This is a genomic window from Collinsella ihumii, from assembly GCF_900046475.1.
Taxonomy (GTDB): Bacteria; Actinomycetota; Coriobacteriia; order Coriobacteriales; family Coriobacteriaceae; genus Collinsella; species Collinsella ihumii.
In genome coordinates, this window is sequence record NZ_FCOU01000009.1 from 236,847 (window position 1) to 251,282 (window position 14,436).

At 62.5% G+C, this 14,436-nt stretch carries 9 protein-coding genes; 3 read left to right on the forward strand and 6 right to left on the reverse strand.

Going from position 1 to position 14,436, the window contains the following annotated elements; translation table 11 throughout:
• Positions 1–81: 81 nt before the first annotated feature.
• The 4 genes from BN3789_RS07765 to BN3789_RS07780 form a co-directional block, all read right to left on the reverse strand.
• Positions 82–1,899, reverse strand: a complete 1,818-nt coding sequence (locus tag BN3789_RS07765; RefSeq protein WP_066832435.1) for an ABC transporter ATP-binding protein — start codon at positions 1,897–1,899, stop codon at positions 82–84.
• Positions 1,899–4,268, reverse strand: coding sequence for an ABC transporter ATP-binding protein (locus tag BN3789_RS07770; protein ID WP_411431530.1), 2,370 nt, complete (start codon positions 4,266–4,268; stop codon positions 1,899–1,901). The genes BN3789_RS07765 and BN3789_RS07770 overlap by 1 nt, the downstream gene beginning before the upstream one ends.
• Before the next feature lie 339 nt (positions 4,269–4,607).
• Positions 4,608–4,796, reverse strand: a complete 189-nt coding sequence (rpmB, locus tag BN3789_RS07775; RefSeq protein ID WP_066832438.1) for a 50S ribosomal protein L28 — start codon at positions 4,794–4,796, stop codon at positions 4,608–4,610.
• Between the two features lie 389 nt (positions 4,797–5,185).
• Positions 5,186–5,971 (reverse strand): transposase, encoded by a 786-nt coding sequence (locus BN3789_RS07780; protein WP_066832441.1) that lies wholly within the window; start codon positions 5,969–5,971, stop codon positions 5,186–5,188.
• Positions 5,972–6,474: 503 nt separating this feature from the next.
• Between BN3789_RS07780 and adhE the strand changes: the two genes are divergently transcribed.
• Positions 6,475–9,120 (forward strand): bifunctional acetaldehyde-CoA/alcohol dehydrogenase, encoded by a 2,646-nt coding sequence (gene adhE / locus BN3789_RS07790; RefSeq protein WP_066832451.1) that lies wholly within the window; start codon positions 6,475–6,477, stop codon positions 9,118–9,120.
• Positions 9,121–9,234: 114 nt separating this feature from the next.
• Positions 9,235–9,999 (forward strand): aminoglycoside phosphotransferase family protein, encoded by a 765-nt coding sequence (locus tag BN3789_RS07795; protein ID WP_066832454.1) that lies wholly within the window; start codon positions 9,235–9,237, stop codon positions 9,997–9,999.
• Positions 10,000–10,162: 163 nt separating this feature from the next.
• On the opposite strand, the gene BN3789_RS07800 is transcribed toward BN3789_RS07795, so the two are convergent.
• Together BN3789_RS07800 and BN3789_RS07805 are read right to left on the reverse strand one after the other, a co-directional pair.
• Entirely contained in the window at positions 10,163–10,837 is a 675-nt protein-coding gene (locus BN3789_RS07800) for a thiamine diphosphokinase (protein ID WP_066832457.1), read from the reverse strand.
• Positions 10,834–11,547 carry an HAD family hydrolase gene (locus tag BN3789_RS07805; protein WP_066832460.1) on the reverse strand — a complete coding sequence of 238 codons (714 nt, stop codon included), beginning with the start codon at positions 11,545–11,547 and terminating at the stop codon, positions 10,834–10,836. The genes BN3789_RS07800 and BN3789_RS07805 overlap by 4 nt, the downstream gene beginning before the upstream one ends.
• A gap of 593 nt (positions 11,548–12,140) precedes the next feature.
• On the opposite strand from BN3789_RS07805, the gene glgB reads away from it, so the two are divergent.
• Positions 12,141–14,435 carry a 1,4-alpha-glucan branching protein GlgB gene (gene glgB, locus BN3789_RS07810; RefSeq protein WP_229254274.1) on the forward strand — a complete coding sequence of 765 codons (2,295 nt, stop codon included), beginning with the start codon at positions 12,141–12,143 and terminating at the stop codon, positions 14,433–14,435.
• The last annotated feature ends 1 nt before the right edge of the window (position 14,436 follow it).

Consider the following 14,436-nt stretch of genomic DNA (forward strand, 5'->3'; position numbering starts at 1 on the left):
CAGACGACGACCTCGGCCGTATAAAAGGTCGAGCCGTCATCTGGAGGGTGCGCTCAAGGGATCGTCACGATGCCGTCGGGGTTACTCCTCTTCCCCGCCGTCCGTGAACTGCGAGTTGTAGAGCTCGGCGTAGAAGCCGTCCTTTGCGAGCAGCTCCTCGTGCGTGCCGGACTCGACGATATCGCCGTCGCGCAGCACCAAGATGACGTCCGCGTTGCGAATCGTCGACAGGCGATGCGCGATCACGAAGCTCGTCCTGCCCTGCATGAGCGCGTCCATGGCGCGCTGGATGCGCTCCTCGGTGCGCGTGTCCACGTTCGAGGTCGCCTCGTCGAGGATCAGGATGGGACGGTCCGCGATGAACGCGCGCGCGATCGTCAGCAGCTGCTTTTGGCCCTGGCTCACATTGGAGGCGTCCTCGTTCAGCTCGAACGCATAGCCGCCGGGAAGTGTGCGGATGAAGTGGTCCGCCAGGGCGGCGCGGGCCGCCGCATGGACCTCGTCGTCGCTCGCATCGGCGCGGCCGTAGCGGATGTTCTCGAGCACGGGGCCCTTGAACAGCCAGGTGTCCTGTAGCACCATGGCGAAGTTCTCGCGCAGGTCATCGCGCGCGTACTCGCGCACATCGACGCCGTCCACGCGAATCGCGCCCGCGTTGACGTCGTAGAAGCGCATGAGCAGCTTCATGAGCGTCGTCTTGCCCGCGCCCGTGGGCCCCACGATCGCGACCGTTTGGCCGGGCTGGATGTCGCACGAGAAGTCATGGATGATCGTCTTGTTGGGCACGTAGCCGAACTTCACGTGGTCGAACTGGACGGCGCCCTTGCTGCGCTGCGGCAGCTCCGGCGTGGCGGCGTCGGCGGACTCCTCGGGCTCGTTCAAGAACTCGAACACGCGCTCCGCTGCCGCGGAAAGCATCTGGATCATGTTCGACACCTGCGTGAGCTGGGTGATCGGCTGCGTGAAGTTGCGCACGTACTGCATGAACGCCTGGATGTCGCCGACGCTGATGGCGCCCGCGACCGCCAGGAAGGCGCCGAACGACACCACGGCGACGTAGGCGAGGTTCGCGACGAAGTTCATGATCGGCTGCATCAGGCCCGAAAGGAACTGCGAGCGCCAGCCCGCCTCGTAGAGCAGGTTGTTGTCGGCATCGAAGTCGGCGACGGCGCGCTGCTCGCGGTTGAACACCTTGATGACGTTTTGGCCGGAGAAGCTCTCCTCGATGACGCCGTCGACCTTGCCGAGCAGCGTTTGCTGCTGGCGGAAGTAGCGCTGAGACGAACGGACGACGAGGACGACGAGGACAAGCGACACCGGGATGGTCAGAAACGTCAGGCCGGCCAGCGCGACCGACACCGAGATCATCATGACGGTGACGCCGATGATCTGCGTGATCGAGGTGATGAGCTGGGTGACGCACTGGTTGAGCGACTGGCCGACCGTGTCGACGTCGTTGGTGATGCGCGACAGCACATCGCCGACCGCGTTGCTCTCGAAGTAGGACAGCGGCATGCGGTCGATCTTCTCGACGATCTCGCGGCGCATACGGTAGCACACGCGCTGCGTCACGCCCGTCATAAGCCACCCCTGCAGGAAGTTGAATCCGGCGGAGGTGATATACAGGCACAGCAGGCCGGCGAGGATGTACCCGATACCGGCGAAGTCGATGGAGCCCGTGCCCATGATCTTAGCGCTCAGGCCCTCGAAGAGCTTGGTGGTAGCCTGACCCAGGATGCGCGGGCCCACGACGTTGAACACCACGGAAGCGACGGCGCAGAACAGCGCCACGATGAGCGCGATGCGTTCATGTGCGAGATAGACGACAAGGTGCTTGACCGTGCCTTTGAAATCACGGGCGCGCTCGGACGCGGGCCCACGGCGTGCAGGACCTGGCATCAGCGCTCACCTCCCTTCTCGGTCGAATCTTCTGCTGCGGCGGCGGGCTCCACGCCCTCGTCGCCGGACTGCCCCGATGCCGGGCGCGCGGGCTCGTCCAGCCCGAGCTCGGACTCGGACAGCTGGCTCTTGGCGATCTCGAGGTACTCGGGGCAGGAACGCAGAAGCTCGGCATGCGTGCCGCGCCCCACGATGCGCCCGTCGTCGAGAACCAGGATCTCGTCGGCATGCATGATCGTGGCGATGCGCTGGGCGACGATGATGACCGCGGAGTCGGAGCAGCGCCGATCGAGCTCGGCGCGCAGCGTCGCATCGGTCTTGTAGTCGAGCGCCGAGAACGAGTCGTCGAACACGAGGACCTTCGGATGGATGGCGAGGGCGCGTGCGATGGAGAGGCGCTGGTTCTGACCGCCCGACACGTTCGTGCCGCCCTGGGAGATCGGACTTGAGTAGCCGTCCGGCTTGCCCTCGATGAACTCGGTCGCCTGCGCGATCTGCGCCGCCTGGACCATGTCCTCGTCGCTCATGGATTCGTCGCCGTACTTGATGTTGCTCTCGATGGTGCCGCTGAACAGCATGCGCTTCTGCGGCACATAGCCGATGGTGCGACGCAGCTCGGCCAAGTCGATGTTGCGGATGTCGACGCCATCGAGCGTGATGGAGCCCTCCGTCACGTCGTACAGGCGCGGTATGAGCTGCACGAGCGTCGATTTGCCGCAACCGGTCGAACCGATGATGGCGACGGTCTTGCCCGGCTCTGCCGTGAAGCTGATGTTCTCGAGCGTCGGAACGTCGGCATCGGGATACGTGAACGTGACGTCGTTGTACGAGACGACGCCCTTCCAGCCCTCGGACCGCTCGCGCGTGACGCGCGCCTCGGGCTCGGGGTTCTTGATGGACGTCTGCGTGTCGAGCACCTCCTGCACGCGGTCGGCGGCGACGCCGGCGCGCGGCAGCATGACCGAGATCATCGTGAGGATCATGAAGCTCATGATGACCTGCATCACGTAGTTGATATAGGCCATCAGCGTGCCGACCTGAAGGTTGCCGGCGTCCACGCCCTGCGCTCCGAACCACACGATGCCGACGGTCGTGGCGTTCATGACGATCATCATCACCGGCATGAGGAACGTCATGCAGCGGTTCGTGAAGATATAGGTGCTCGTGAGCTCGCGGTTCGCCTCGTCGTAGCGCTCCTCCTCGTGCTTTTGGCGGCCGAAGGCGCGAATGGGCATGATGCCGGTGAGGATCTCGCGCGCGATGAGGTTGTTGCGGTCGACGAGCGACTGCATGATCCGGAACTTGGGCATGGTGACGCCCATGAGCACGCCGATCGCGATGGCGATGGCGACGATGGCGACCACGAGGATCCATTCCATCCCGGTGGGGGTGGTCAGCACGCGCACCACGGCGCCAAGGCCCATGCAGGGGGCGAACAGCACGATGCGCAGGCACATCACGGTGATCATCTGGATCTGCTGGATATCGTTGGTCGCGCGCGTGATGAGCGAGGCCGCGGAGAACTTGCCCATCTCCGCCGGCGAGTAATCGAGCACGCGCTCGTAGAGCTGATGGCGAAGGTCGCGACCGATGGCGGCAGACGTGCGGCTCGCGTTGAGCGCCGCGAGTATGGCGCATGCCGCCGAGGCGAGCGCATACCCGAGCATGGTCAGACCCTGGCTGAACAGGTAGTTGCTCTGCACCGCCGTCAAGTCGACACCGGCATCGCGGTACGCGCTCTCGACGAACTCGATGGCGCGCGACTGGATGATCGAATCGCCGTTGTCGCCAAGCTGGCGGGTCAGGGTCTCTCGGGACTCGACGAGCTGGTCTTTGGTCACCACGCCCGCATCGACGAGCCTCTCGATGTCCGCGATGTCGATGGTGTCGCCGAACATCTGCCGCATGAGCTCGACCGGGTCGGCCGATGCCGCCGACGCCTCTTGGGCAGCGCCTGCGTCCGCAGCGGAAGATTCCGTGGCCGCGGCGAACTCGTCGATTGAGACGCCCTCCATGAACTGATAGGCGAGCATCTCCGCCTCGCCCATGAAGCCCTCCAGCGACTCGCGATCCGAGCGGGACCCCGTAAACGTCCGGACGCCGTCGGCGTCGGGCTCGCTGAAATGGGGCTCGACCTGATCGACCTCGGAATCGCTCAGGAACAGCTCGACGCTCGCCAGGTCCTCCGACGTGATCTCATCAGGAACCGTGCTTGAGATACCGCCCTGGCTGATGCCGACATCCACGATGTCGCTCATGACTCCGGGCAGCGTGAGCTCGAAGTTCGCCTGCGCGAAAAGCAGCACCAAGGCGATCAGAAAACTGAGCTTGTGGTTCTTCAGAAAGCTGAAAATCCTCACGCGTCCCATCCCCTCCTCATATTGTCGTACCTATACACAACGGCTCATTCTTTCCGAATGACATTCGGAAATTCGCGCGACCCTCGGATTCATAAGAACCCAACAACTTAGGCACCTAATTTTTTTGCAAATTGGGGACGTACCTTGCGCGTGCATCTTTGCAAATTGGGGACGTACTTTAAGCGTGCATGTTTGCAAGCAAGGGATACCCCTTTGATGTTGGCGATGGCTATGCCTCCGGAAAATTCAAGCATGCCCTGTCGCGCCATGAAAAAAGGCACCCAATGGGTGCCCAGTAGTTCAAAATATACCGTCGGTAACGGTTAACGCGATGTTTGCCGCGAAGTCTTAAGAACGAGCGACCTTGCCGGACTTGAGGCAGTTGGTGCAGACGTTCATCTTGCGACGATGGCCATCGACCACAACATACACGCGCTGGATGTTGGGACGGAACTTACGGATGGCGACGCGGTGCGAGTGGCTAATGGAGCGACCAGCAACGGGGTGCTTACCGCAGATCTCACAAACCTTAGACATTTTCGTTAACCTCCTTGGACGGCATAAAACAGCCGTTGAACAAACAGCATTGGACTATAGCACAGTTTGGCGCATCTGCTGAATCTACACATTGAGCACGCGAATATCGGTTTCGCACCGGCGATATAGAGAAAAACCGATCTGGAGCAGTGAACCGCGCTCGCTGCGCACATGCCAGCAAATGCAGAGTAACTATACCAGAATCCCTGAGCAATGCCCCTGAAAAGGACATCAGCCGCAAAAAGCATCACGTACCAACAAGCACACCACGCCACATGCCCAATCGACGCCGTGGAACCGATTGATCGGGGCCTCTGATAGAAGCGTCTCATAGAGCAGACGGGCTCCGCGGATGCCGCGCAACCGTAGCGAGCCTTGCCGCCGTACGACTACGGCATCACCCGGGATGTCGCCCTCGAGATGGTCGATATTCCGATCCCCGTGAAACGCCCGATCTGCTTAACCAGAAGGCCCGCCTCGCGCATGCTGACCAATATGCCGTTGCGCCGCTTCACGCCCAGCGCCTTCACCTCGTGAAGCGCGACGTCCTCGGGCAGAACGCTCAGGGCGCGATCGAGCGCCTCGCCATCATTGAGCCTGCCCGTCTTACGTGATGCGCGGTAGTCGTCGCAAGGTCCGTTCATAAAGTACTCGATCAGTCCCTCTCGGCTACCGGCCAATCCGATGAGGACGTCGGTTTTGCACAGCCAGCCGATGTCATCTCTGCACACCCCCGCGTACTCTTGGAAACTGCTCCAGGGATACTCGTCGACCTCGAATCCCGCATCCAGCGCGTTTCTCTGTATATACGTAGCCGCTTGAAGTTCATAACGGTCGGAATTGATAGCCGAGCAGCCGAATCTATTTTGGAATACATGCCCGACTCTATCCGTGGTGTGATTGAAGTACATGGCGTAACGGCAAAGAAGCGAATGCATCGCCTTGCTGAATCCATCCGGCCGCTCATCGTCCTCGTTTTCCAGAAGAAGATGAACATGATTTGCCATGAGGCACCAGGCGATGATCGCTATGCGATGGGTCGCACATGATTGCACCAACATGTCGAGGAACTTCACGTAATGATCGTCGGAGTAGAAAATGAGCTGGCTGCCGACTCCGCGAGCCGTGATGTGATAGAGACCCGACTCAGATAGTTCTCGTGCTACGCGCGGCATGGCGATCCCCCTTTGCATGCGCTTGATGTATATGGGTTCATATTGCCCATTATGTATTGGTGATTTCATTAGTTTCATTATTCTTTGTTTTTGTATGGACACCTTACATGATGCGGATTGCTTCTCTAAAGATTCCAGGCACAGACCGACAAGGGGTTTCCCCGCATCAAAAAGTGCATGCGTAAGGTGCGTCCCCAATTTGCAAAAGTGCACGCAGGAGGTGCGTCCCCGATTTGCATATGGTGAAGCGTTTCAATTTGTTGGGTGGGAGGGATGGGGCATATTTTGATAGTTTGATAGGGTTTTTGCAGCATGGGATGGGTATCGAGACGTGGAGAGTCTTCACAATTCGGTGTCCGTTTAGGCTGATTTCAGACGATTATTTGCAGTTGAAGCGTTTCATTTATACCGTTTACGGCAAATCTCTGTAATGCTTCGGAAAACACGCCATTCCTTATATAGAATATGAGCCATAGGCAGGCACCGATGAAAAGGAGCTCAGCATGGCAAAAAAGCCAACGGTTCATGCCAATCCCGCCGTCGTCGACACCGTCGACGCCTTCAAGGAGCGTCTCGAGTACGTCCGTGACGCCCAGAAGGCCTACGCAAGCTTCACCCAGGAGCAGGTCGACAAGATCTTCTACGAGGCGGCCATGGCCGCCAATAAGATGCGCATCCCCCTGGCCAAGATGGCCGTGGAGGAGACGGGCCGCGGCGTCCTCGAGGACAAGGTCATCAAGAACCACTATGCAGCCGAGTACATCTACAACGCGTACAAGAACACCAAGACCTGCGGTGTGATCGAGCGCGACGAGGCCTATGGCATCACGAAGGTCGCCGAGCCGATCGGCGTCGTGGGCGCGGTCATCCCGACCACCAACCCCACCTCCACTGCCATCTTCAAGTGCCTCATCTGCCTGAAGACCCGCAACGCCATCATCATCTCCCCGCACCCCGCGGCGGCCAAGTGCACCATCGCCGCCGCCAAGGTCGTGCTCGACGCCGCCGTCAAGGCCGGCGCCCCCGAGGGCATCATCAGCTGGATCGACCAGCCGACCCTTGAGCTCACCAGCTCCCTCATGAGCAACGTCGACATCATCCTGGCCACCGGCGGCCCCGGCATGGTCAAGTCCGCGTACTCCTCCGGCAAGCCCGCCCTCGGCGTCGGCGCCGGCAACACCCCCGTCGTCATCGACGAGACCGCGAACATCCTGAACGCCGTCAACTCGATCATCCACTCCAAGACGTTCGACAACGGCATGATCTGCGCGTCCGAGCAGTCCGTCACCGCCCTCGACTCCATCTACGACCAGGTCAAGGCCGAGTTCGAGCGCCGTGGCTGCTACTTCGTCAAGAAGGGCAAGGAGCTCGAGGCCCTGCGCGAGACCATGTTCAAGAACGGCGCCCTTGATCACCGCATCCCGGGCATGCCCGCCGCCAAGATCGCCGAGCTCGCCGGCATCGACGTCCCGGCCAAGACCAAGATTCTGATCGCCGAGGTCTCCTCCACCGACCCGGTCAAGGAGGAGTTCTCCCACGAGAAGCTCTCCCCCGTCCTCGCCATGTACCATGCCAAGGACTTCCAGGAGGCCGTGGACAAGGCCGAGCACCTCGTGCTCGCAGGCGGCCCGGGCCACACCGCGTCCCTGTACGTGCATCCCGCCGAGAAGGACAAGATCGCGCTGTTCGAGGACACCATGAAGGCGTGCCGCATCGTGATCAACACTCCGTCCTCCCAGGGCGGCATCGGCGACCTGTACAACTTCGGCATGAAGCCGTCCCTGACGCTGGGCTGCGGCTCCTGGGGTGGCAACTCCGTCTCCGAGAACGTTGGGGTGAAGCACTTGCTCAACATCAAGACCGTGGCCGAGCGCCGCGAGAACATGCTCTGGTTCAGGGCTCCCGAGAAGATCTACTTCAAGAAGGGCTGCACGCCGGTCGCCCTCGACGAGATCGGCCGCGTCATGGGCAAGAAGCGCGCCTTCATCGTCACCGACTCCTTCCTGTACAAGAACGGAAACTGCCGCGCCATCGAGGCTAAGCTCGACGAGATGGGCGTCGCCCACGACGCGTTCTACGACATCTGCCCCGACCCGCGCCTGCAGGACGCCGAGCGCGGTGCCGAGCGCATGCGCCTGTTCGAGCCCGACGTCATCATCGCCGTCGGCGGCGGCTCCGCCATGGACGCCGGCAAGATCATGTGGCTCATGTACGAGCATCCCGAGGTCAGCTTCGAGGATGCCGCCATGGACTTCATGGACATCCGCAAGCGCGTCTTCAACTTCCCCAAGCTGGGTGAGAAGGCCTACTTCGTCGCCGTCCCGACCTCTTCGGGCACGGGCTCCGAGGTGACGCCGTTCGCCATCATCACCGACGCCGAGACCGGCATCAAGTGGCCGATCACCGACTACGCGCTGCTGCCGAACATGGCCATCGTCGACGTCGACAACGCCATGACCGCGCCCAAGGGCCTCACCTGCGCCTCCGGTATCGACGTCATGACGCACGCCATCGAGTCCTATGTCTCGATCATGTCCTCCGACTACACCAAGGGCCTCTCCATGCGCGCCGCCAAGCTCGTGTTCGAGAACCTGCCCGCGGCCTACGAGAAGGGCGCCAACGACCCGCACGCCCGCGAGGAGATGCACAACGCCTCCTGCCTCGCCGGCATGGCGTTCGCGAACGCCTTCCTGGGCGTCAACCACTCCATGGCCCACAAGCTCGGCGCGTTCCATCACCTGCCCCACGGCCTGGCCAACGCCGTCATCCTCACCCGCGTCATGCGCTACAACGCTGCCGAGAAGCCCGTCAAGATGGGCACCTTCTCCCAGTACCAGTATCCGCACGCGCTCAAGGACTACGCCGACCTCGGCCGCTACTGCGGCTGCACCGGCGCTGACGACCGCGAGGTGTTCGAGAACTTCATCGCCAAGCTCGAGGAGCTCATGGACACCATCGGCATCAAGAAGACCATCGCCGAGTACGGCGTCGACGAGAAGTACTTCCTGGAGACGCTCGACGAGATGAGCGAGCAGGCCTTCAACGACCAGTGCACCGGCGCCAACCCGCGCTACCCGCTGATCAGCGAGATCAAGGAGCTCTACCTCGACGCCTACTACGGCCGCGAGCCCCAGAGCTACGAGGCCTAACGATCCGGCTCACGCCCGATCACCCGCAACCGGGGCGCGCTCGGAGCGCCGCGCTTCACGCGCGCCCCGATCTGGCATACGATGGTGCAAACCACAAGAAAGGACGGTAGCGCCATGATCCTTCCCGATTCCAAGGTCGAGATCGTTCGTCATTCCAACAAGGTCGTCTACGATCTGGGCGACAAGATCGCCAAGGTCTTCTCCGAGGACAAGCCGGTCTCCGACGTGTTCAACGAGGCCCTGAACCTCGCGCGCATCAACGAGTGCGGCATCCGCTCCCCGAAGGCCATCGAGGTCGCCAAGGTCGAGGACGCCGGCTGGGCGCTCGTCACCACCAAGGTCCCCGGCGTCACCCTCGCCGAGAAGATGGCCGCCGAGCCCGGCCGCTTCTACGAGTACCTCGAGCAGTTCGTGAACCTGCAGATCGAGGTCCACTCCTATCGCTGCCCGCTGCTCCCGCGCCAGACCGACAAGTACTCCCGCATGATCAACTCGCTGGACCAGATCAACGCCTCCACGCGCTACGACCTGCTGCAGCGTCTTGACGGCATGAAGATGCGCCGTCGCGTCTGCCACGGCGACTTCAACCCCTCCAACGTGATCGTGGGCGATGACGAGCAGCTCTACGTATGCGACTGGGCGCACGCCACCCAGGGCGCTCCCGCAGCTGACGCCGCCATGACCTACCTGCTGTTCGCCCTGCAGGACAAGCAGCAGGCCGACGCCTACCTCGAGCTGTACTGCGAGCACGCCGACGAGGCCGTCCAGGTCGTCCGCGGCTATCTGCCGATCGTCGCCGCCTCCGAGCTCGCCCGCAAGCGCGGCGGCAAGAACGACGAGTTCCTGATGAGCTGGATCGACGTGTTCGACTATCAGTAAGGACTGATTCCCATCGGGTGCGGCCCGAGATTCCACGCGAACGTCCTCGGCCTGCGGAATGTTCGCTTAGGAATTCTCGGGCCGCACCCTGCATCATCCCTACTGCAGGTAGTCTTGCTTGGGTTTTTGGATGTGTGCGCCGCCTATTGGGCGGCGCTTTTTGTTAGTGGAAGGTCCAGCAGACGATGGTGCCGGCGTGGCAGGTGATGGTCGCCTCGGGGCCCTCGATGACGTTCGAGATACCCAGATCGGAAAGCAGGTCGACCGGATGGTGGTCGAGATCCCACCGCATGCCGGACTCGGACACCTCGCACGCGGCGGACAGCGGGATGAAGGAGAACCGACGCGACTCAGCGCCCTCGATGGTCCAGCTTTGCCCCGCATGCAGGATACGGCCCTCGAACGCATCCTCGACAAGCTCGACCGGCCCCTCCCAGGAGGCGAGACGGCCGAGCACGCCGAGCAGGTGGTCGGGATGGCCGCCTGACAGGCACGTGCACACGAGCCTCGGCGCTCCCCAGTGCTGACGAATCGCGCGAAGGGCGAGCGAGAGGTCGGTGTCGTCCTTATGCGGGTTGTAGCGCTCGATCTCGAAGGGCGCGCTGTCTCCGGCAGCCTCGACGGCTCGAACGAGCGCCGCGCCCTCGGCGCTGACGGAGTCCGCATCGCCGCAGAACACGTCGACGCCGATATCGGCTTCGCGAACCGCGTCGAGGCCCCGGTCGATGGCCACCACGGCATCGGCGCGCGCAGCGGCCCGCCGGACCGTCGAAGCCGACGAGGGCTCGGGAGACCCGCCGACGACGGCGACGGACGCAGGCTCCCCTGCGCGCATCATGCCCGCTCCCCGAACGCGTAGATCCGCTCGAGCGAGAGCTCGTCGAACTCATCGATGAAGATCTCGCTGTTGGCCTGCACGTCGTCCCGAAGCGCACGGCCCTCGGGATCGTAGATGCCGACACGGCGATAGCCCGCGGAGCCCGAGCTCAGCAAGCCGAACGTCGCGTCCTCGAACACCCAGACGTCGCGATGCGCCGGCACCTCGTCGAATCCGCAGGCATCGCTCAGGCGCTGGAGGGCCAGGTTGTACACGTCCGGGTGATCCTTGGAGGCGCCCGCCTCCCCGGTCGTCACGATATCGCAGAAGAAGGGACGCAGCCCGTTGGCCTCAAGGCCAGCCTCGACGGCGACGACGGGCGTCGAGGTCGCGATGATCATCGGGATCCCCGCCTTGCGCGCACTTTCCAAAAAGTCCCGGACGCCGCGTCGGGGCGGCACGTCGCGGCGGTAGTGCTCCATCAGCATGTCCATCAGGCGATCGTAGACGTCCTGGCCGGATTCGCCCACGCCCCACGTCTCGTGATAGGCCTCGCATTCGCCCATCACCGGCAGGGACTCGAACTGGGCGAAGTCGTCGGGCGTCGTCTCGATGCCGTAGGTCGCCAACAGCTCGACCTGCACCTTGAGCCACATGCCCATGGACGAAAGCAGGGTGCCGTCGCAATCGAAGATGAACGCGCGCGGACGCGCGGGACGCTGCTCGGACATAGCGTGTCCTCCAACTCGCGAGAATGACCACCAAACGATACGGGACTCCGCACCGCCCTGACATCCTAGCAAATCGGTCGCGCCCATGCAGCGTGCCAACATTTCCGCATGAACCCCGAACGAGCAGCTCACGGCGCCTTTACACGCCCTTGCCAAAAGCGCGATAAGCTGTCAAGGGGAAATCGGTGAACAAGGGCCCTGGCTTCGCGCCCGCAACGCAAACGATTGGCACCCTGCCCAAGGCGGCCCCGCACTTCTACGATGGACCGAACGATTGGACATCTTGGACACCCCGAAAAGCAGCCAAAAGCTCAGCACAGCGGGGTTTTATCCATTTCGCCCAACGGACAAAATCGACCGTCCTTCGGCTTCACCTCGATGTTATGACGCGTAAGTGTTAAATTATGTACGTCGCGGTGTTCCAACCCACCGGCGGTTGCTCGCAGGCGCATGGATATCGCCGTGACCGTATACCAGTTTTGGGCGACGTTATCGTCTCCCCTGTCGATTGGACGGATAAGTTGGACCGCACACATGCTGAACTCGATACTTCGCAGGCGGCATCCACGGATGGCGCGCAGGCCCCCTGCCTGATCATCACCGATGACGACATCCATCTGTTCGCTCAGGGTTCGTGGAACCGCAGCTGGGAAAAGATGGGCGCGCATCCCGACACGCAAAACGGCGTGGACGGGTGGCGCTTCTGCGTCTGGGCGCCCGAGGTCGCAGGCGTCTCCGTCGTCGGCGACTTCAACGACTGGGACGTCGAGGCGAACAAGCTCGACGAGCTTCCCACGGGCGGTCTGTGGCAGGGGTTCGTGCCCGGGCTCTCCCAGGGCGACCTCTATAAGTACGTCATCGAGACGGACGACGGCAAGCTCCTCTACAAGGCAGACCCGTACGGGTTCTGGAGCGAGAAGATCCCAGGCACCGCATCGCGCCTGATGGACATCGAGGGCTACGAGTGGGGCGACAAGGCCTGGATGGACGCCCGCCACGCCTCCGACCACATGAAGAAACCCCTGAACATCTACGAGGTCCATCTGGGCAGCTGGCGCCGCCACGGCGACGAGCCGCAGGGTGAGCCGGACGAGAACGGCAACTACCCCGGCCCCATGGATCCGTTCCCCGCGCAGCGCGGCGAGTACTACACCTATGACGACCTGTCGGTCGAGCTCGTCGACTACGTGCGCGAGATGGGCTACACCCACATCGAGGTGCTGCCCGTCATGGAGCACCCCTTCGACGGCTCGTGGGGATACCAGGGAACGGGCTACTACGCGGTGACCGCCCGCTACGGCGAGCCCAAGCAGTTCATGCACTTCATCGACGCGTGCCACCAGGCGGGCATCGGCGTGATCCTCGACTGGGTCCCCGGCGGCTTCTGCGCCGACGCCCAGGGGCTCGCGACCTTCAACGGCCACATGCTCTACGAGCGCGAGATCCATCCCAACTGGGGCACGCACAAGTTCGACTTCGGCCGCGGAGAGGTCCGCAGCTTCCTGATCTCCAACGTGCTGTTCTGGATCGAGCAGTTCCACGCCGACGGCATCCGCATGGACGGCGTCTCGAGCATGCTGTACCTGAACTTCGGCGTGGACGACCCCGCCCAGAAGAAGTTCAACAAGTACGGCGATGAGGGCGACCTCGATGCCATCGACTTCATCCGCAAAGTCAACAACACCGTGGGCCAGACCTTCCCCGACGTCATGATGATGGCCGAGGAGTCGACCGCATGGCCGCTGGTGACCTATCCCGCCGAGGACGGCGGCCTGGCGTTCCACTACAAGTGGGACATGGGCTGGATGAACGACACGCTGCACTACATGCAGACCGACTTCCCGTGGCGCCCGGGCAACCACACCCTGCTCACGTTCTCGATCATGTACGCGTTCTCCGAGAACTTCATCTTGCCGCTGTCGCACGACGAGGTCGTTCACGGCAAGTGCTCGCTGATCGGACGCATGCCTGGTGACTGGTGGCGCCAGTTCGCGGGCCTGCGCACGCTCGCCTTCTACCAGATGACCCATCCGGGCGCCAAGCTCAACTTCATGGGCAACGAGATCGCCCAGTTCATCGAGTGGCGCTATTACGAGTCGATCCAGTGGTTCCTCACCGAGGAGTACGAGACCCACGCCAAGCACCAGCAGTTCATCAAGGCGCTGAACCATCTCTACACCGCCGAGCCGGCGCTCTACGAGCTCGCCTACTCCCAGGACGGCTTCGAGTGGATCGACCCCAACGACAACGAGCAGTCCATCATCTCGTTCGTCCGCCACGGCGAGAACCCCGATGACGACCTGGTCGTCCTCATCAACTTCGACCCCGCGTTCTACGAGACGTTCCAGATGGGCGTCCCGCGCGAGGGCGACTACCTCGAGATCTTCAACTCCGACGACGTCCGTTTCGGCGGATCCGGCAAGCACAACGAGAAGAAGCTCTCCAGCCACCCCGAGCCCAAGCACGGCTTCGAGAACTCCATCGAGCTCCTCGTCCCGCCGCTTGCGGGCATCGTCCTGAAGCGCCAGGGGCCCAGCTCCTACAAGCCGCCAAAGATCAAGAAGGCCACCGCGCGCAAGACGACCGCCAAGAAGGCGACCGCGACGACGGCCAAGAAGACCGCGACCAAGCGCACCTCCGCCAAAAAGACCGAGGACGGCGCGGCGTCTAGCGCATCGAAGACCACCAAGACGGCTTCCGCCAAGAAGGCGACCGCGACGAGCAAGTCCACGGGAACCAAGAAGACGAAGGCCGCATCGACCACATCCACCTCCACGGCCAAAACCGTGAAGACGCCGAAGAAGGCATCCGGTGTCGCATCCACTGCGGCACGCACGAGAAAGGCTTCGCCGAAGAGCTCCCCTGCCTCGGCGAAGGAAAACGACTAAG